Raw genomic sequence first — 17,973 nt, forward strand, 5'->3', positions numbered from 1 at the left:
GTTTCCGAATGTTGCCGGGCGGCCGATCCACGGCCTTGTCATGCGTTTGTCATAACGCTGTCACACCCTCCGGCCAGAGGCGCGCACATCATGGCATCACTCGCTCTGGACCAAGCCGCACCGGTTGACCAACCGCAGCCCGGCCCCCGATTCGACTACAAGACCCATCCCCTCGCCAAGCTGCTCTTCGCGGCGATCATGGTGGGCGGACTGGTCTTCGCCGGATGGAGCGTGCTGACCGACACGCGCGGCGTGGGCGAGGAACTCGCCATGGGCGTGTTCCTGTTCCTCGGCCTGGCGCTGCTGATCGCGCTCGGCTTCGAGTTCGTGAACGGCTTCCACGATACCGCCAACGCGGTCGCCACGGTGATCTACACCAATTCGATGCCGGCCCATTTCGCGGTTGTCTGGTCGGGCTTCTGGAACTTCCTGGGCGTGATGTTCTCGAGCGGCGCGGTCGCCTATTCGATCATCACCCTGTTGCCGGTGGAGCTGATCCTCAACGTGGGATCGGCCGGCGGGTTCGCGATGATCTTCGCGCTGCTGCTTGCCGCGGTGCTGTGGAACCTCGGCACCTGGTACATCGGCCTGCCGAATAGCTCGTCGCACACGCTGATCGGCTCGGTGCTCGGCGTCGGCTTCGCCAACCAGCTGATCAATGCGGGTTCGCGCGGCGGCACCGCCGGCGTCGACTGGAGCCAGGCGACCAAGATCCTCACCGGCTTGTGGATGGCGCCGCTGATCGGCTTCTTCGCCGCGCTGGCGCTGCTGCTGGTGATGCGCGTCTTCCTGCGCAACCAGAAGCTCTACACCTCGCCGATGCCGCACACCGCGCCGCCGATCGGCATCCGCAGTGCGCTGATCTTCACCTGCACCGCGGTCTCGTTCAGCCATGGCTCGAACGACGGCCAGAAGGGCATGGGCCTGATCATGCTGATCCTGATCGGCTGCGCGCCCACCGCCTACGCCCTCAACCGTACCCAGTCGGTCAGCGCCACCCCGGCCTATGTGCAGACCGCCAACGCCGCCTCGTCCGTGTTCGACGCCCGCAGCGGGGGGTTGCCCGACGTGCCGGTGGCCGATGCGCGCAAGGTGCTCACCACCGCACTCCAGCAGCGCAAGGCGGAGACCCCGCAGGTCTTCGCGGCGCTCGACAGCCTGTCCAAGGACCTCACCACCCGCGTCCAGGGCTATGGCTCGCTGAGCAAGGTGCCGGCGGAAGCCACGGGCAATGTCCGCAACGACATGTATCTGGTGCTCGACACCACCAAGCTCGCGACCAAGAAGCCCGACGGCTACAAGCCCGAGGAGCTGACCGCCCTGAAGGACTATCAGGAGAAGCTGGAGAAGGGCACGCGCTTCATCCCGCTGTGGGTGAAGATCGTGGTCGCGCTGGCGCTCGGACTAGGCACGATGATCGGCTGGAAGCGGATCGTCGTCACCGTCGGCGAGAAGATCGGCAAGCAGCACATGACCTATGCCATGGGCGCCTCGGCCGAGCTGGTCGCGGCGGGCACGATCCTGGCGGCCGATCGCTTCGGCCTGCCGGTGTCGACCACGCACATCCTGTCCTCGGGCGTCGCCGGCGCCTCCGTGGCGAGCGGCGCGGGCCTGCAGGCCCGCACGGTGCGCAACCTGGCGCTGGCCTGGCTGCTCACCCTGCCGGCGGCGATGGCGCTGTCGGGCGGGCTCTACTGGGCGATGCTCAATTCGGTGAAGCTGTTCGGGCTGTAAGCCACAAACCGTCATCCCGGCGGAAGCTGGGATGCGGACTAGTTGCGCGCGAACTTCTGCACCCGCTGGCCGGCGATATCGACGACGTAGAGATTGCCCTCGCGGTCAGCGGCGATGTCATGGGCGATCCAGAACTGGCCGTCCTGATTGCCCATGCGCCCGAAATGCCCGACTTCGCGGCCATCCAGTGCCGCGATGGTCACGCCGTCATGATCGGGCACCTTGTCGGGGTTCGATCCGCCGTCGAGGATCGCGATCCTGCTTCCCGGCAGCAGCGCCAGTCCGAAGGGACGGCCAATCGCCGCCGACTTCCATTCGGTGAGATAGCGTCCATCGCCCTCGAAGACCTGGACACGGTCGTTGACCCGATCCGCGACATAGACGCGGCCCCTGGCATCCACCGCCAGTGCATGGGGGATGTTGAACTGGCCCGGCCCAGTGCCGCGCGTGCCCCATTGGAACAGCAGCCTGCCATCGGCGGCGAACTTCGCGATGCGTGAGTTGCCATAGCCGTCCGCCACATAGAAGCTGCCGTCGGCCAGAGGTGCGACATCGGTCGGGCGGTCGAAATGCGTTGCATCAGCGCCGGCCACGCCGCGCTCGCCCAGCGTACGCAGCAACCTGCCGTCCGGTGCGAATTCGAAGACCTGGTTCGCGCCGGTATCGGTGATCCAGACATGATCATCCGGACCGATGCTGATCCCGTGCGGTATCACGAATAGGCCGGCACCCCATTCGCGCTTGAGCTTTCCGGAGACGGCATCGAACACCTCGACCACCGGCTCGTTCACGGGCGTGAGCGCCTTGGCATCGGTGCCGCGATTGCCGCGATGCAGGACCAGCACTTCGCCCTTGCCGTTCACCGCCACGCCCGAGCAGGGGCCGAGCACGCGGTTGTCCGGCAGAACGGGCCAGCCATGGACGACGCGGTAATTTGGGGCGGGGGATGCCGAGGCGAGGAGGAGCGGGGCAAGTGCCGCCAGGCCGGTGATGCGCATGCCTGGAACCTAACCCCACTCGTCATCCCGGCGAAAGCCGGGATCTCGGGCGAAGGTGCAGGGAAGGAGCTGCATGAGATCCCGGCTTTCGCCGGGATGACGTCCGAGGCGCGGGATGACGGCCGAGACGTGGAATGACGATGCCGCTGAGGCCTAGAGCTTCCTGAGCCCCACCTCGAACAGGTGCGTCGCCAGTTCGATGCTGAACTTGAAACCCTGGCTGTCGGCGCGCAGATCGGCCTTGAGGTGCTCGATCGGGTTCCAGAACGCGACCATGAGCCCTGCCAGCACTGCGAACAGGACGGCGAAAGCCAGCCGTCTGCCTGCCGATTCACGCATCGCCCGTCTCCCTATCCCGGTCGCTGTGGGTGCATCCGGTACGCGTGCGAAACTGTCCTGCCGATGAACGGGCTTCCCCTTTGCGGCGGTTGGAGCCAAGGAGGGGGCGATTAGGGGAGAGGGCATGACCAAAGCCGCCGCATCGCACCGTCGCATCCTGTTCGCCAGCCTGGTGGGCACGTCGGTCGAATTCTATGATTTCTACATCTACGCCACGGCCGCGGCGCTCGTCTTCCCCGACCTGTTCTTCCCGGCGAGCGAGCCCTGGATCCGCCAGCTGGCCAGCTATGCCAGCTTCTCGGTCGCCTTCTTCGCGCGGCCGCTGGGCGGCGTGCTGTTCGGCCATTTCGGCGACAGGCTGGGCCGCAAGTCCACCCTGGTCGCCTCGCTGATGCTGATGGGCATCTCCACCGTGCTGATCGGCTTCCTGCCCGGCTATGCGCTGCTTGGCTGGACGGCGCCGCTGCTGCTCTGCCTGCTGCGTTTCGGCCAGGGGCTCGGCCTGGGCGGCGAATGGGGCGGGGCGAGCCTGCTCGCAGTGGAGAACGCGCCGCCGGGCTGGGCCAACCGCTATGGCAGCTTCCCGCCGATGGGCGCGCCGGTCGGCTTCATCTTCGCCAATGGCTTCTTCCTGGTGCTGGGTGCGGTGATGGACGAGGCGACCTTTCGCGAATGGGGCTGGCGCCTGCCGTTCCTCGCCAGCGCCGTGCTGGTGTTCCTGGGGCTGTGGGTGCGCCTCCGGATCACCGAGACGCCGGAATATGTCGCCGCCACCGAGAAGGAGGCACCGCCCGCCGTGCCGATCGGCGAGCTGTTCCGCACCAGCGCGCTCGCCACCTTCGCCGGCACCGTCGGCACGATCGCCTGTTTCGCGCTCTTCTACATCTCGACCGTCTTCATCATCGGCCATGGCACCAAGGCGCTCGGCTATGACCGCGAGACCTTCCTGGGGATCGAGTTGATCGCGATCCTGTTCATGGCCGCCGGCATCGTCACCGCCGGGATCAGCGCCGACAAGCGCAGCGCCAATTCGGTGCTGATGCTCGGCTGCCTGTTCACCATTCCGGTGGGCATGACGATGCCGCTGCTGCTTGTACCGGGATCGCTGCTGAGCGTCGCGGCCTGGCTCGCCTTCGGGTTGTTCGTGATGGGCTTCGTCTATGGCCCGCTCGGGGGCTGGCTGCCCAGCCTGTTCCCGGCGCGGGTGCGCTATACCGGCGTGTCGGTCACCTTCAACCTGGGCGGCATCCTCGGCGGCGGCCTCACCCCATTGATCGCAGAGACGCTGGTGAAGCAGGGTGGGCTGGGGCTGGTCGGCTATTATCTGGCCGGAGCCGGAATGGTCAGCTTGGTCGGGCTGATATTGGTCCGAAACCGATAGGACGCGATAAATCGTCTTTATTCGGTCATTTACGCTGAATAGCTTCCCTTTCGAGACGAGGGGAATTCAGGATGATCGACAGGCGGGGTGTTATTGGTGGCGGTGCGGCGCTGGCGGCGGCGGGCCTTGTGCCCCTGCGCGCGCTCGCCGCGGACGGGCCGGTGGTCAACCACATCGTGGTGGAAGACGGACGCGTCTGGATCGCGGCGATGGTGAACGGCAAGGGGCCGCATTTCTTCATCGTCGATACCGGCGGCGTGCTCAGCCTGATCTATGACGGTGCCGCCAAGGAGATGGGCCTCGACCCGGTGCAGGGTCGCCAGATGGTGGGCGTCGGTGGCAAGGTGGCGGACTACAGCTGGTACAGCGCACGCGAAGTGCGGCTCGCCAGCGGCACGCGCTTCACCAACATGCTCTTCGCCGGCATGGGACGGAAGCTGGGTGAAGCGGTCGGCGCCTTCGGTGCCGGGCTGTTCACCACCTATGACAGCGACTTCGACTTCGTGAAGGGCGAGTGGCGCGCCTATATCGGCGGCCGGCCCGATTTCGACGGGCTGACCCGCCTGCCGGGCCGTTTCGACAAGGGGAGCGGCGCTGACCGGATCGAGCTCGACGCGACGATCGACGGCCATGAAGTCCAGTGCATCGCCGATACCGGCGCCCCTGGCCTGAGCCTCAACGGCCGCGCGGCCCGCAACAGCGGGCTCTGGGAGAGCGACAAGCCCTACGCGCCCGCCCGCGCCTTCGGCATCGGGGATGGTGAAGGCGTCGCTGCACGCTTCTACCGTACCAAGGAACTGAAGATCGGCCAGCTGGTCTTCAACGACCTGATGGTGAAGGTCAGCGCCCCGGGCACGCTCTCGGGCGGGGGCCAGGACGGCCTGATCGGCCTGAACGTGCTCTCGCAGCTCCATCTTTCCACCGACGTCTCGGCGGGAGCCCTGTACGCCGCTCGCAACGGCATGCAGGCCCCGCGCGAGAGCTATCCGCTGTCAGGTCTTTGGATCGACGAGGTGAAGGGCAAGTCGGTGGTCGGCGATGTCGGCATCGGCAGCCCGGCGGCAAAGGCGGGCGTCCGTACCGGCGACGTGCTGGTCGGCGGCGATTTCAGGGCGATGCTCCGTGCGATCGGCGGCCCGCCGGGCAAGGCGGTGAGCCTCAAGATCGAACGGAGCGGAACCCAGCAGGACGTCAGCTATACGCTGGCGCCCTGGTTCTAGGGCGCCCTGGTTCTAGTCCTGGGCAGGCGCGACGCGCAGCAGCGTGAGGCGCGCCTTGCCATGGACGCGGGTGACATCGATCTCGAACCCGGCCACGTCGGGCAGCTCGTCCTTTGCCGTCTCGATGCTGATCCAGGTCGCGGGACCTGCCCAGCCGAGTCGCCCGAGCTTGTCGAGCGCGACGCTGCCCGCGCCGGTGCCATAGGGCGGGTCCATCAGGATCAGGTCCATCGGCGCGCGTGCCGGGCCGAGCGCCAGCACCGATCCCGGACGCACGTCCGCGCCCTTGGCGCCCAGCTTGGCGATATTGGCGCGCAAGGCATCGAGCGCAGGCTTGTCCTGCTCGACGAACAGGCAGGACGCGGCGCCGCGCGACAGCGCCTCGAGCCCGAGCGCGCCCGAACCTGCGAACAGGTCGGCTACCGCCAGTTCCTCGAAGCTGCCGATGCGGCTCGCCAGCATCGAGAACAGTGCCTCACGCGAGCGATCGGCGGTGGGGCGGGTAGTATCCCCCTTGGGTGCGACGAGCGGACGGCCGCGCCATTCCCCGGCTACGATCCTCACTTGCGCGTCCTCGGCGGGCGAGCGGGCTTGCTCGGCTTGCCGCGACCGCCAGCAGGCCCGCGATCCGGGCGCCGCGGCCCCTTCGGCCGATCGACGAAATCGCCGGGCTGCGGCTCGCGCGTCTCACGGTGCGCGCGGGCACGGGCGGCGCGGGCAGGGTTGGCCGGACCTTCCTCGCGCGCCGCACGCGGTGCGAACTTGCCGGGCACACGCGGACGCTCCTCGGTACGATCGGTCCTTGCCGGACCCTCACCGCGCGGTGCGAAGCCGGGCTTGCCGGGGCCACGAGGCCGCTCTTCGCTGTGCTCACCCCTTGCCGGGCGCTCGCCACGTGGCGCGAAGCCGGGCTTTCCGGGACCGCGAGGCCGCGCCTCGCTGCGTTCGCCCCTTGCGGGACGCTCGCCGCGCGGGCCAAATCCCGGCTTGGCGACAGCGCGCGGGCGTTCCTCGGCATCGGTATCCCGGGCCTGGGGCGTGACGCGTGCCGTGAAGACCGGCTTCTTGGCCGCAGGCGCCACCTTGGCGAGCCTGCGCCGGCCTTCGGGTTCCTTGCCGCCCGTCGCTACCGGTTGCGGCCGTGGCGCCGGCTCCTCGACGCGCGAACGCACCGCGAACTGCAGGTTGGAGGCAGTCTTGCCACCGCCCGGCTTGGCCAGGACGGTGCGGAAGGTGATCAGGTCGGCCCTGCGGATCTCGTCGACATCGCCGGCGGGCATGTCCCCCAGATAGAAGGGGCCGTAGCGGGTGCGGATCAGGCGGTTCACCTCGAGCCCGAGATGCTCGAGCACGCGGCGGACTTCGCGGTTCTTGCCTTCGGTGAGGGTCATCTCGATCCAGACGTTCGCGCCGGTGCGCCGCTCGATATTGGCGTTGATCGAACCGTAGCGAATGCCCTCGATCTCGACGCCGAGCATCAGATCCTCGAGCTGGGCCTGGGTGACGTTGCCATAGGCGCGGGCGCGGTAGCTGCGCTCGACGCCGGTGGCGGGCAGCTCGAGCTCGCGCTTGAACTCGCCATCTGTGGTGAGCAGCAACAGCCCCTCGGTGCTGAGGTCGAGCCGGCCCACCGGCATCACGCGCGGCAATCCCTCGGGCAGATGGTCATAGATGGTCGGGCGCCCGGCGGGATCGCGCTCGGTGGTGAGCAGGCCGGCGGGCTTGTGGTAGCGGAACAGGCGGGCAGGGGCGGGCTCGGCGACCGGCTTGCCGTCCACCGTCACCCCGCGCAGGGAAGTGAGCAGCGTCGCGGGCGTATCGAGCACCTTGCCGTCCAGGGCGATTCGCCCGTCGGTGATCATGCGCTCGATATCGCGACGGGACGCGATTCCAGCACGGGCCAGCAGCTTCGCAATGCGCTGCGTTTCTTTGGTATTGGATGAAGACACCCGCGCGATATAGCGATTGTCGCGGTCGCTTCAAAAATTATTGCGCCCTCGAAAGGGCATGGTGCGTTAGCGCCGTGTGTTCAAATGCTTGGCGGGTTTTCAGGCGACATGTTGTTCGGACGGAAGAAGCGGCGAATCGAGCGGGTCCTGGTGGTGGAGGATGAACCCCTCATCGCATTCGACACCGAGCATTTCCTGACCGGCGAGGGTTTCGTCATCGCGGCGACGGTGGACACCAGCGCCGAGGCGCTGCGCGTGATCGCGGCCGACGACGCGCTCGACCTTGTGCTCGCCGACATCGATCTGGCCGATGGCAGCGGCGTGGACGTGGCACGGGCGGCGCAGGGGCGTGGCGTGCCGGTGCTGTTCGTGACGGGAAGTTGCCCGGAGGGAGCGCGGACGCTGGCGGCGGGGTGCCTGGCCAAGCCCTATCCGCAGCGTGACCTCCTGATCGCGATCGGCGCGATCGAGGCGGTGCTGGAGGGAGCCAAGGCGCCGCGGCGGCTGCCGGGCGGGTTCAGCCTGTTCCTCAGTCCGGCTTAGGCGCGCAGCAGCAACAGGGCAGCGGCGACGACGACGGCCCAGCTCACTGCGCCGATGCCGAAGGCGATGATCAGGCCGGTGCCGCGGGGCAGACGGTCTTCCTCGTTGATGTCCAGGAACTCGCGGGGCGGAAGCGGCAGCGGCATGGGACGATCCTCTCGATGTACATTCTAGGTACGCCCGGTTCGGGATGCGCTAAATTCTGAGGAATTCCTTTCCGCAATTTACCGGAGATGCGCGTTAACCGCGTCGTGGAAATGGCGGATGCCGAGTTCGAGCGTGCCCAGCGTCACCCGCTCGATCGCCCCCGAGGCGAGGCCCTGCTGCCCGAGCTCGCAGGCCCGGAAATCCTCCGAGGCGAAGACGCCGCCGTCGAGCAGCTCCCAGCTCCGCTCCCAATGGGCCAGCGCCTTCTCGGTCGCCGGTGCCTCGGGGATCAGCATGAAATCCTCGACCAGCACCCGGCCTTCGGACTGGGGCATGAGCACCATCAGGTTGATGTAGTCGGGGCTGACCACCAGCACCGTGCCGGGGAACATCTGATAGGTATAGGTGATCGCCGCGCGGAGCGTCGCCCAGTCGTTCGAAGAGAGCGCGGCCAGCGCCGCCTCGCGCCCCACCGCCGATCGCTGATGCGGGCCGATCGTGTCGGCGGTCGAGACGCCATCCTTGAAGAAGGGCGCGATCGTGCCCGCGTGGAGGCGCTGGATGTGATAGCCCTCCAGGAAGGCATCCATGATCAGCTTCCAGTTCGCCTGCACCGCGTGCGTCCGGCGGCGGAACAGGTGCTGGCCGGCGAGGTCGAACGCCTCGAAATCACGGGCCAGCGTGTCGGCTTCGGCGAAATCGGCTTCCTCGGCGAAGGCGAACCAGATCAGCCCGCCGGCCTCATGAGTCGGCAGGCGCTTCAGGCCATATTCGGCCTTGTCCAGGCCCGGGAAAGTGTCGGGGCGGGGCAGGCCGACCAGCCTGCCGTCGAACGCATAGCTCCAGGCGTGATAGGGGCAGACCAGGCGCCCGCCCTTCACCGCGTCGCACCCCTCGACCAGACGGGTGCCGCGGTGGCGGCAGACGTTGAGGAAGACATGCGCCGTGCCGGCCTTGTCGCGCGTGATCAGCAGCGGCTTGCCGAAGCCGTCATGCGGGATCGCCATGTTCGGTCCGGGGAGGAGCGAGGAGGGCGCGATGACCAGCGGGACCTGCGCGAAGATATAGGCCCGCTCGTCGGCGAAGCGCTCCGGGCTGGTATATACCGAGGCCGCGACATGGGCGATCTCGCCGCCACCCCGCGATCCGCCGCGGGCCAGCACTCCGGCCAGCGCTAATTGGCCTTCGGTCGGCGCGTTCATGACATCCTCTCCTCTGGCCTTCCGCGTATTTTTGGCTAGTTTCGCGCTGTAAATTCGTGGGGGTCAAGCAGGAATGGAGCAAGTGAAGCGGCCGCAATGGGCCTATCCGGCGGCGCAGCTGGCATTGGCGGCGGCATTGGCGCTGCTCGCACTGCCCTGGCTGACCGTGGCGACGCCGGGTTCGGCGCCGCTGGCGGTGCACGGCTACGACTTCCTGCTCGGCGCCGGCGCGTTCAAGCCGTCGATGACCTTCGTGCTGGGCATGCTGGTGGCAGCCGCGAGCCTGGTCTTCAGCTTCGTCTGGCGCCAGCGCGGCGGCGCGAGCCTGATGGTCGGCGGTGCCGCGGTCGGCGGCGTGCTGGTGATCCTCGCGGTGCTGTTCGCCGCCTTCTCGCCGCCCAAGACGCTGGCGACCAGCACCATCCAGCCCGCGATCGGCTATTGGCTGGGGCTGGTGGCGCTGGTCGCAGCCTTCTTTGCCGGGCGCAAGGCGGCGCCCCAGGACTGGCGCGCCGACCTGCCCGAAGGCGTGCGCCCCTATTTCGAGAACGCGCCGCTGGCGTCCTTCGCGCTGGGGCTGAGCTCCGGCTTCCCCTTCGCGATGATCGGCGCGACGCTGACCAGCCGGCTCAAGCAGGACGGGATCGACAAGGCTACGATCACTGCCTTCGCGCTCGCCATCCTCGTCTACAATCTCAAGTTCCTCTGGGCCTGGATCATCGACGGCGTGAAGCTGCCGATCCTCGGCCGGCTGGGCCAGCGCGTCTCCTGGCTGATCGTCGCCGGCATCCTGGTGGTCGCCGCCGTCGCCAACATGGCGTTCACCCAGGCCGATCCGGGCAATATCTGGCCGATGGTGACCGCCGCGGTGCTCGTCGGCCTGGCCGGCGCGACCTATGACATCGTGATCGACGGATACCGGATCGAGATCCTCGAGCCGCGCCAGCTCGGCTATGGCTCGGGCATGTCGCAATATGGCTGGCGGATCGGCTCCGCGGGCGCGGGCGCGGTGGCGCTGGTCGTCGCGGCGCGGTTCGGCTGGGAAGCCGCCTATCTCGTCTGTGCGCTGTTCGCGCTGCCCGCGATCATCGCCGGCCTGATCCTCGGCGAACCCGAGCGGCACCGTCCTCCCGCCGAACGCAAGGGCGTGGCGACGGTGCTCAAGTCGATCTGGGGACCGTTCGTCGAGTTCTTCCAGCGCCAGGGTGCCTGGATCGTCCTGATCTTCATCCTGGTCCACAAGATCGGCGACACGCTGGCGAACCTCACCTTCCGCCTGCTGTTCGACGATCTCGGCTTCACCAATGACGAGATCGCCTTCTACGACGTGGCGCTCGGTTTCTTCGCCTACATGATCGGCGTGTTCATCGGCGGCATGCTCTATGCGCGGATGGGGATGAAGCGCTCGGTACTGCTCAGCCTGGTGCTGATGGCGGTCTCCAACCTGAGCTTCGCGGCACTGGCGGCGGCGGGCCATTCGAACATCGGCATGGCCGGCGCGATCGGCTTCGAGAACATCGCCAGCGGCTTTGGTGGCGTGGTCGTCATCGCCTATTTCTCGGCGCTCACCGACCTGCGCTTCACCGCAGCACAATATGCGCTGATCTCGGCCGGGGCGAGCATTCTCGGCCGCTTCCTCACCGGCACCACCGCGGGCAGCCTGATCGAGGCGATGGGCTATGTGAACTTCTACCTGCTGACCACGCTGATCGCGCTGCCCGGCGTGTTCATCTATTGGTGGATGATGCGCACCGGGCTGGTCGACCGCTCGATCGGCACGGCAGGTACCGAAGGGGCGGGCGGCACCGAAGGCGAGGGCGGGGAAGAGGCGAAGGCCTGATGCCGTATCTCCTCGTCATCGCCCTGCAGGTGGCGTGCATCGTCCATCTGATGCGCCGCGGCGGCAACCCTCTGTGGGTGACTGCGTTGATCTTCCTGCCCGTGGTCAGCGCCATCGCCTATTTCTTCGTGGAGATCCTCCCCGGCCTGGGGCAGAACCGGCACGTCCGCACCGCCCGCGCCAAGGCGGTGGCGACGCTGGACCCCGAGCGTGAGCTGCGCGCCGCCCATGGCGCGCTCGACCTGGCCGATACCGCCGCGAACCGCCTGCGCGTTGCCGACGCGCTTGCCGCGCTGGGCCGGCATGCGGAGGCCGTGCCGCTTTATCGCGAGTCGCTGCGGATGACCGTGGGCGCCCCCGACATCCGCACCCAGGGCAAGCTCGCCAACGCGCTCTACGAGACCGGGCAGGGCGCCGAGGCGCTGGCCCTGCTCGACGAGAGCCAGGAGCCACTCGGCCAGAGCGAGCGCGATCGCCAGCAACTATTGCGTGCCAAGACGCTCGAGCATCTCGGTCGCACGGATGAAGCACTGGAGCTCTATGCCGATGTCGTCACCCGCATGCCCGGCGAGGAGGCGCGCTGCCGCTATGCCGCGCTGCTGATCGCGCAGGGCTGGGACCGCAAGGCACTGGTGGTGCTCGAGGAAGTGGAGAAACGGATGAAGCGGATGGATCGCCAGCAACGCGCGGCGGAGGCCGACATGTATCGCTGGGCGACCGAGGCGCTGGCCGGGCTCCGCGCCAAGGGGATCACCGCGTGAGGAAGCGCTGGCTGATCGTACTCGCCGTCCTCGTCCTGTCGGTGGGCGGCGGCTGGGTCTGGGGTTCGCCCTATTACACGCTGTGGCAGATGAAGCGGGCGGCGGAGGCCCGCGACGTCGATGCGCTGGCCAGCCATGTCGATTTCGACGCGGTGCGCGGCAGCGTGAAGACCCAGCTTTCAGCCCGGATGCACGGTGAAGGCGGCGGCGTGCTGGGCGCGCTGGTCCGTTCGGGGATCGCCGATACGGTGGTCGATGCGGCGGTCTCGCCCGAGGGCATGCGCTTCATCTTCGCCGCCGCGCCGCTGGCCGAGACCGAACGCCCGGGCACGATCAAGCTCAAGGCCAATGAGATGCGCTATCGCCGCGTCGCGCTCAATCGTTTCGAGCTGACGCGGAGCGACGGCGCAGCGCTGACGTTCCGCCTGCACGGGGTGCGCTGGAAGCTCGAGGCGATAACCCTGCCGCCGGACGCGTTCTAGTCCGGCGGTCCTCAGCGGGGAACAGCCAGGCCAGCACCGCTTTCTGGAACCGATACACCTCAGTCCTCGGCGTCTAGCGCCAGGCCCATATCGGCGAAGGCGTTGGCGAGGGCATGGGCGGTGACCAGCACGCCGGTCGCATCGCGCACCCCGAGCATGTCGGCGAGCAGCACCGCCGAGACCTGGGGCTGGATACGCACCCGGCTGAGGATCTGGAGCAGCGCCGCCTCGGCCCCGGTCATCCGTGCACAGCACCAGGGCGCGATCTGGATCGGCCCGGAGGACAGGGCGGACATCTCCTGCATCAGCGCGCGTAGCAGCACGAGCGGACGCTGGAAACTCTTGCCGAACGCCGTGACGAAGGCGTGGGCAGTGCAGGCATCATGGATGCCGTGCGCGCCCATCTGGCGGACGCCGAAGAGCAGAAGCCGCGCGCCGGGATCCTCCGGCTGGAGCTCGGGCAGGGCGGTGAGCGTTGCGCTGACGGTCATGGGGACTCCGATCACTGTGGTCGGAAATCTTGCGCATCCGCTATTGATAGTCAATCGCATTAGCAAACATGGCGGTCGGCAATTCACCGCAGGGTAGGCACGGTTCGTTGTCGATCGCTCCTGCTACCTGAGGTGCGAGGTCAGCTGGGCAGCTCCCCATTCGCCGCGAGCACGGTGCCTGCGAGGTATAGCGAGCCCAGCACCAGCACGACCGGCGCGCCGCCCTCGCGAGCGATGGCGGTTAGGGCGCGCGGCACGTCGGGCGCGACCGAGGCGTGCGGGATGCCGAGGATCTGCGCCACTTCGGCGAGTCGCGCGGGGGCGTGATGCTCATGACCCGGCACCGGCACCGCGTGCAGCCCGGAAGCCAGCTTGGCGAACGGCGCGAGCAGGCCCTGCGCGTCCTTGTTGGAGAGCATGCCGAGCACGAGTTGCACCGGGCGGCCCTGCGCGGCCTGGGCCAGCGTGGCGCTCACCGCCGCGGCGGCGGCTTCGTTATGTCCGCCATCGAGCCACAACGCGCTGCCCGGCGGCAGGAGGTGGAGGAGCGGACCGTCGCCCAGCTTCTGCATGCGTGCAGGCCAGCGCGTGTTGGCCGCGGCGCCCGCGAAGGCCGTGTCCGGCACGGCCAGCGCCTGCTGATGACGCAGCATCGCGATGGCGAGCGAGAGATTGGCGGGCTGGTGCGGCCCGGCCATGGCGGGGAGGGGCGTCTCCACCTCGCCTCGCGCGTCGCGATACACCAGACGGTCGCCCCGCACGGCGAAGTCCCATGCGGTCCCCTGCGCGAACACCGGCGCGCCGGCGGCGGCAACGATCTCCGCGATGTGCGGGGCGTAGCGCATCGTCACCAGCGGCACGCCGGGCTTGGCGATGCCTGCCTTCTCGGCGGCGATCTTCTCCAGCGTGTCGCCGAGGAAGCTCTGATGGTCGATGCCGAGCTGGGCGATGCCGGTCACCGCCGGCTGCGCCACGACATTGGTCGCGTCGAGCCGCCCGCCGAGACCTACTTCGAGGATCAGCGCATCCGCGGGTACCCGCGCGAAGGCGAGGAAGGCGGCCGCGGTGGTCACCTCGAAGAAGCTCGCCCCGATATCCCCGCCCGCATCGAGCACTTCCTCGAGCAGCGGCGCGAGGAGCGCGTCTGCGATCAGCTCGCCCGACAGGCGGATGCGCTCGTTGAAGCGGACGAGGTGCGGGCTCGAATAGACATGCGTGCGCATGCCGGCGGCCTCGATCGCGGCGCGCAGGAACGCGCAGGTCGATCCCTTGCCATTGGTGCCGGCGACATGGAGTACCGGCGGGAGAGCGAGCTGGGGGCTGCCGACGCGCTCGAGCAGCCGGGTGATCCGGTCGAGCCCTAGGATGTCGGCGCCCGGCGAGAGCGCGGTCAGCCGGTCGAGCTGGCGCTGGACATGCGGATCGGAGGAGGTGGCGTGGTCGGCCATCTAGTCCCCCTTCCGCTTGCGGGAGGGGTTAGGGGAGGGGCTGTCCGAAATAGGCATCGGGTGCCACATGCCCTCCCCCGACCCCTCCCGCAAGCGGAAGGGGAGAATTGTTACGCCGCCTTCTTCCCCTCGCAGAGCAGCCCGATCAGCTGGCCGAGCGTCTCGCGCAGCTCCTTGCGGTGGGTGACCATGTCGATCAGACCGTGCTCGCGATAATATTCCGAGGTCTGGAAATCGTCGGGCAGCTTCTCGCGGATCGTGTTCTCGATCACGCGGCGGCCGGTGAAGGCCAGCGTGGCGCGCGGCTCGGCGATCTGCACGTCGCCCAGCATCGCATAGGCGGCCATCACGCCACCCGAGGTCGGGTCGGTCAGCACGACGATATAGGGCAGGCCGGCATCGTGGAGCATCTCGATCGCCACGGTGGTGCGCGGCATCTGCATCAGCGAGAGGATACCCTCCTGCATGCGCGCACCGCCCGAGGCGGTGAAGGCGATGAACGGCGCGCGAGCCGCGATCGCCGCCTCGACGCCCTGGATGAACGCCTCGCCCACGGCCTGGCCCATCGATCCGCCCATGAAGGCGAAGTCCTGCACGCCGATCACCGCCTTGCGGCCGAGGATCGTGCCGCTGGCGTTGATGAACGCATCGGGCTCGCCGGTCGCGGCGCGCGCGGCCTTGAGGCGGACCGGATAGGGCTTCTGGTCGCGGAACTTGAGCGGGTCCTCGGCCACCTTGGGGGTGGGGAGAACGGTGTAGCTGCCCTCGTCGAACAGATACTGGAAGCGCTCGGCCGGCCCGATGCGATCGTGGTGATCGCAATGCGGGCAGACATGCTGGTTGGCTTCCAGCTCCTTCACGAAGGTCATCTGCCCGCAGCCCTTGCACTTGTGCCAGAGATTGTCGGGCGTGTCCTTCTTGGGCGTGAAGGCCAGTACGTTGCGGACGCGATCGATCCAGCTCATGCGACTTCTTTCCTTGCGGCCTCGATGGCCGTCTTGAGGGAACGGATATAGGCGCGGACGTGCTCCGGCGCATCCTTCCCGTGTTTTCCTACGAGTTCAACGATTGCCGAGCCGACGACGACACCGTCTGCGACGCGGGCGATGGCTTCGGCCTGCTCGGGCGTGCGGACGCCGAAGCCGACCGCGACGGGCAGGTCGGTGGCTGCCTTGAGCCGGGCCACGGCATCCTCGATCGAGGCCTGGGCCGCCTGTTGCAGCCCGGTGATCCCGGCGACCGAGACATAATAGAGGAAGCCGCTCGCGCCCCGCAGCACCGCCGGCAGGCGCGCGGCATCGGTGGTCGGGGTGGCGAGGCGGATCACGTCAATGCCGTTCGCGGTGAAGGGCGCGACTTCGCCGGCTTCCTCGGGCGGGATGTCGACGATGATGACGCCGTCCGCGCCGGCCTCGGCAGCCCTTGCAGCGAAGCCAGCCGGCGTCGGCCGCGTCATCGTGTTGGCATAGCCCATCAGCACCAGCGGCACATTCGGGTGACGCGCGCGGAAGCCGGCAACGATCGCCAGCACATCGGCGGTGCGCGTACCGGCCCCGAGGCTGCGCAGGTTCGCCGCTTGGATCGCCGGGCCATCGGCCATCGGATCGGTGAACGGCATGCCCAGCTCGATCACATCGGCCCCGCCCGCGACGAGGGCGTCGAGGTTGGCCGCGGTGTCGCCATCGCCGGCGGTGATGAAGGTTACCAAAGCGGCGCGGTCAGCCGGGAAGGCATTGGAAAGGCGGCTCACGACTGCACCTCGTTACGGGATTTCGTACCGCTATGCGTGAACGCGCGCATGCCGTACACGCCGATCAGCACGCCCGCCGCCATGGTCAGCAGGCGGTGGACCTCGGCAGGAATCTGCCAAGCCTCGGCGATCTCGCGCATTAGCGCGACGTCGAACAATAGCGCGAGGACCAGTGCGGCGATCAGGATTGGAAGCCGGCTCACTTGCCGGGCTCCGGCACGAAGAACAACGCGCAACAGAAGATCAGCACTTCCGCGATCACAAGGCCGGTAGCCTGCGGCCCAATATCAAAACTTCCCTTGAGCGCCCATATCACGGCAGCGATCACAAGTAGTTGCGGCACCAGCAAGTACACAAAGGCCTTGGCGATACGCCCCCAGGGGCGCGTGCCATCCGTATTCCAGAAGGTGCGCTGCCAGTCGATCGGCCTGAAAGCCTTTCCGCTCACAGCTCCACCCCCAGATGCTCAGCCACCGTGAAGATGTCCTTGTCGCCGCGGCCCGAGACATTGACCACGATGATCTTGTCCGGGCCCATCTCGCGGGCCTTGGTCTCCAGCGCCGCGAGCGCGTGCGAGCTTTCCAGCGCGGGGATGATCCCCTCGAGCTTGCAGCAGAGCTGGAAGGCGTCGAGCGCCTGCCGGTCGGTAATCGGCAGATAGTCGACCCGCCCGCTCTCGTGCAGCCAGCTATGCTCGGGGCCGATGCCCGGATAGTCGAGGCCCGCCGAGATCGAGTGTGCCTCGGTGATCTGGCCGTCCTCGTCCTGGAGCAGATAGGTGCGGTTGCCGTGCAGGATGCCCGGCGCGCCGCCCATCAGCGAGGCCGCATGCTGACCGGTCTCGATGCCGTGGCCGGCGGCTTCCACGCCGATCATCGCCACGTCCTTGTCGTCGAGGAACGGGTGGAACAGCCCGATCGCGTTCGATCCGCCGCCCACCGCTGCGATCAGCAGGTCGGGCAGGCGCCCCTCGGCCTTCTGGATCTGTTCGCGCGCCTCGATGCCGATCACGCTCTGGAAGTCCCGGACCAGCTCCGGATAGGGGTGCGGGCCGGCAGCGGTTCCGATGATGTAGAAGGTGTCGTGGACGTTCGCGACCCAATCTCGAAGGGCTTCGTTCATCGCATCCTTGAGCGTCTCGGCGCCCGAGGTGACGGGATGCACTTCGGCACCGAGCAGCTTCATCCGGAAGACGTTGGGCTTCTGCCGCTCGACATCCTTGGCGCCCATGAAGATCACGCAGGGCAGGCCGAAGCGCGCGGCCACGGTGGCGGTGGCGACGCCGTGCTGGCCCGCGCCGGTCTCGGCGATGATCCGCGTCTTGCCCATGCGACGGGCGAGCAGGATCTGGCCGATGCAGTTGTTGATCTTGTGCGCGCCGGTGTGGTTCAGCTCCTCGCGCTTGAAATAGATCTTGGCGCCGCCGTAATACTCCGTCAGCCGCTCGGCGAAGTAGAGCGGGCTGGGGCGGCCGACATAATGTTCGAGCAGGTCGTCGAACTCGGCCTTGAACGCCGGATCGGCCTTGGCCGCGCGATACTCGCGCTCCAGGTCGAGGATCAGCGGCATCAGCGTCTCGGCGACGAAGCGGCCGCCGAACTGGCCGAAATGGCCATGCTCGTCGGGCAGGTTGCGCAGGGAATTAGCCAAAGTAGCAGTTTGGGTGGCGGCAGTGTCGGTCATTGCGT

20 protein-coding genes are annotated in these 17,973 nt (G+C 67.9%); 7 read left to right on the forward strand and 13 right to left on the reverse strand.

Annotation, left to right across the window (positions count from 1 at the left end):
- The first annotated feature begins 90 nt into the window (after positions 1–90).
- Complete coding sequence (locus tag GGR46_RS07130) at positions 91–1,734, forward strand: inorganic phosphate transporter (protein ID WP_183995889.1); 1,644 nt, start codon at positions 91–93, stop codon at positions 1,732–1,734.
- 38 nt (positions 1,735–1,772) lie between these two features.
- Here GGR46_RS07130 and GGR46_RS07135 read toward each other — a convergent pair whose 3' ends face one another.
- Positions 1,773–2,732, reverse strand: coding sequence for a peptidyl-alpha-hydroxyglycine alpha-amidating lyase family protein (locus GGR46_RS07135; RefSeq protein WP_183995891.1), 960 nt, complete (start codon positions 2,730–2,732; stop codon positions 1,773–1,775).
- Between the two features lie 153 nt (positions 2,733–2,885).
- Positions 2,886–3,071 carry a hypothetical protein gene (locus tag GGR46_RS07140; RefSeq protein ID WP_183995893.1) on the reverse strand — a complete coding sequence of 62 codons (186 nt, stop codon included), beginning with the start codon at positions 3,069–3,071 and terminating at the stop codon, positions 2,886–2,888.
- A 124-nt stretch (positions 3,072–3,195) separates the two neighbouring features.
- Here GGR46_RS07140 and GGR46_RS07145 point away from each other — a divergent pair, with 124 nt between their 5' ends.
- Entirely contained in the window at positions 3,196–4,452 is a 1,257-nt protein-coding gene (locus GGR46_RS07145; RefSeq protein WP_183995895.1) for an MFS transporter, read from the forward strand.
- A gap of 71 nt (positions 4,453–4,523) precedes the next feature.
- On the forward strand, positions 4,524–5,672 hold the full coding sequence (locus GGR46_RS07150; RefSeq protein ID WP_183995897.1) for an aspartyl protease family protein: 1,149 nt from the start codon (positions 4,524–4,526) through the stop codon (positions 5,670–5,672).
- Between the two features lie 12 nt (positions 5,673–5,684).
- On the opposite strand, the gene rsmD is transcribed toward GGR46_RS07150, so the two are convergent.
- Together rsmD and GGR46_RS07160 are read right to left on the reverse strand one after the other, a co-directional pair.
- Positions 5,685–6,236: a 16S rRNA (guanine(966)-N(2))-methyltransferase RsmD gene (gene rsmD / locus GGR46_RS07155; protein ID WP_183995899.1), complete on the reverse strand. Its 552-nt coding sequence runs from the start codon at positions 6,234–6,236 to the stop codon at positions 5,685–5,687.
- On the reverse strand, positions 6,233–7,621 hold the full coding sequence (locus GGR46_RS07160) for a pseudouridine synthase (protein WP_343058055.1): 1,389 nt from the start codon (positions 7,619–7,621) through the stop codon (positions 6,233–6,235). The genes rsmD and GGR46_RS07160 overlap by 4 nt, the downstream gene beginning before the upstream one ends.
- Positions 7,622–7,729: 108 nt before the next feature.
- Here GGR46_RS07160 and GGR46_RS07165 point away from each other — a divergent pair, with 108 nt between their 5' ends.
- Positions 7,730–8,164 (forward strand): response regulator, encoded by a 435-nt coding sequence (locus tag GGR46_RS07165; protein WP_183995901.1) that lies wholly within the window; start codon positions 7,730–7,732, stop codon positions 8,162–8,164.
- Here GGR46_RS07165 and GGR46_RS07170 read toward each other — a convergent pair.
- On the reverse strand, positions 8,161–8,310 hold the full coding sequence (locus tag GGR46_RS07170) for a hypothetical protein (protein ID WP_183995904.1): 150 nt from the start codon (positions 8,308–8,310) through the stop codon (positions 8,161–8,163). The genes GGR46_RS07165 and GGR46_RS07170 overlap by 4 nt on opposite strands.
- Before the next feature lie 78 nt (positions 8,311–8,388).
- A complete protein-coding gene (locus tag GGR46_RS07175) occupies positions 8,389–9,513 on the reverse strand; it encodes an aromatic ring-hydroxylating oxygenase subunit alpha (protein ID WP_183995907.1) in 1,125 nt (374 codons plus the stop codon).
- 517 nt (positions 9,514–10,030) lie between these two features.
- On the opposite strand from GGR46_RS07175, the gene GGR46_RS07180 reads away from it, so the two are divergent.
- Genes GGR46_RS07180 through GGR46_RS07190 form a run of 3 tightly spaced genes read left to right on the forward strand, consistent with a single transcriptional unit; the run spans position 10,031 to position 12,596 of the window.
- A complete protein-coding gene (locus GGR46_RS07180; RefSeq protein ID WP_246426002.1) occupies positions 10,031–11,353 on the forward strand; it encodes an AmpG family muropeptide MFS transporter in 1,323 nt (440 codons plus the stop codon).
- Positions 11,353–12,114 carry a tetratricopeptide repeat protein gene (locus tag GGR46_RS07185; RefSeq protein ID WP_183995909.1) on the forward strand — a complete coding sequence of 254 codons (762 nt, stop codon included), beginning with the start codon at positions 11,353–11,355 and terminating at the stop codon, positions 12,112–12,114. Before GGR46_RS07180 ends, GGR46_RS07185 begins: the two co-directional genes overlap by 1 nt.
- A complete protein-coding gene (locus GGR46_RS07190; protein ID WP_183995911.1) occupies positions 12,111–12,596 on the forward strand; it encodes a DUF2939 domain-containing protein in 486 nt (161 codons plus the stop codon). Before GGR46_RS07185 ends, GGR46_RS07190 begins: the two co-directional genes overlap by 4 nt.
- Before the next feature lie 59 nt (positions 12,597–12,655).
- Here GGR46_RS07190 and GGR46_RS07195 read toward each other — a convergent pair whose 3' ends face one another.
- The 7 genes from GGR46_RS07195 to trpB form a co-directional block, all read right to left on the reverse strand.
- Positions 12,656–13,087, reverse strand: coding sequence for a DUF6628 family protein (locus GGR46_RS07195; RefSeq protein ID WP_183995913.1), 432 nt, complete (start codon positions 13,085–13,087; stop codon positions 12,656–12,658).
- Positions 13,088–13,227: 140 nt separating this feature from the next.
- Positions 13,228–14,535, reverse strand: a complete 1,308-nt coding sequence (locus GGR46_RS07200; RefSeq protein WP_183995915.1) for a bifunctional folylpolyglutamate synthase/dihydrofolate synthase — start codon at positions 14,533–14,535, stop codon at positions 13,228–13,230.
- 110 nt (positions 14,536–14,645) lie between these two features.
- The gene (gene accD / locus GGR46_RS07205) at positions 14,646–15,500 is read right to left on the reverse strand and encodes an acetyl-CoA carboxylase, carboxyltransferase subunit beta (RefSeq protein WP_183995917.1); all 855 of its coding nucleotides are present in this window, start codon (positions 15,498–15,500) and stop codon (positions 14,646–14,648) included.
- Positions 15,497–16,285, reverse strand: a complete 789-nt coding sequence (trpA, locus tag GGR46_RS07210; protein ID WP_183995919.1) for a tryptophan synthase subunit alpha — start codon at positions 16,283–16,285, stop codon at positions 15,497–15,499. Before trpA ends, accD begins: the two co-directional genes overlap by 4 nt.
- Positions 16,282–16,488 carry a hypothetical protein gene (locus tag GGR46_RS07215; RefSeq protein ID WP_183995922.1) on the reverse strand — a complete coding sequence of 69 codons (207 nt, stop codon included), beginning with the start codon at positions 16,486–16,488 and terminating at the stop codon, positions 16,282–16,284. The genes trpA and GGR46_RS07215 overlap by 4 nt, the downstream gene beginning before the upstream one ends.
- Positions 16,485–16,733: a hypothetical protein gene (locus tag GGR46_RS07220; RefSeq protein WP_183995924.1), complete on the reverse strand. Its 249-nt coding sequence runs from the start codon at positions 16,731–16,733 to the stop codon at positions 16,485–16,487. Before GGR46_RS07220 ends, GGR46_RS07215 begins: the two co-directional genes overlap by 4 nt.
- The gene (trpB, locus tag GGR46_RS07225; protein ID WP_183995926.1) at positions 16,730–17,968 is read right to left on the reverse strand and encodes a tryptophan synthase subunit beta; all 1,239 of its coding nucleotides are present in this window, start codon (positions 17,966–17,968) and stop codon (positions 16,730–16,732) included. Before trpB ends, GGR46_RS07220 begins: the two co-directional genes overlap by 4 nt.
- Positions 17,969–17,973 lie beyond the last annotated feature (5 nt).

Source organism: Sphingomonas kyeonggiensis (assembly GCF_014196745.1).
GTDB lineage: Bacteria > Pseudomonadota > Alphaproteobacteria > Sphingomonadales > Sphingomonadaceae > Sphingomonas > Sphingomonas kyeonggiensis.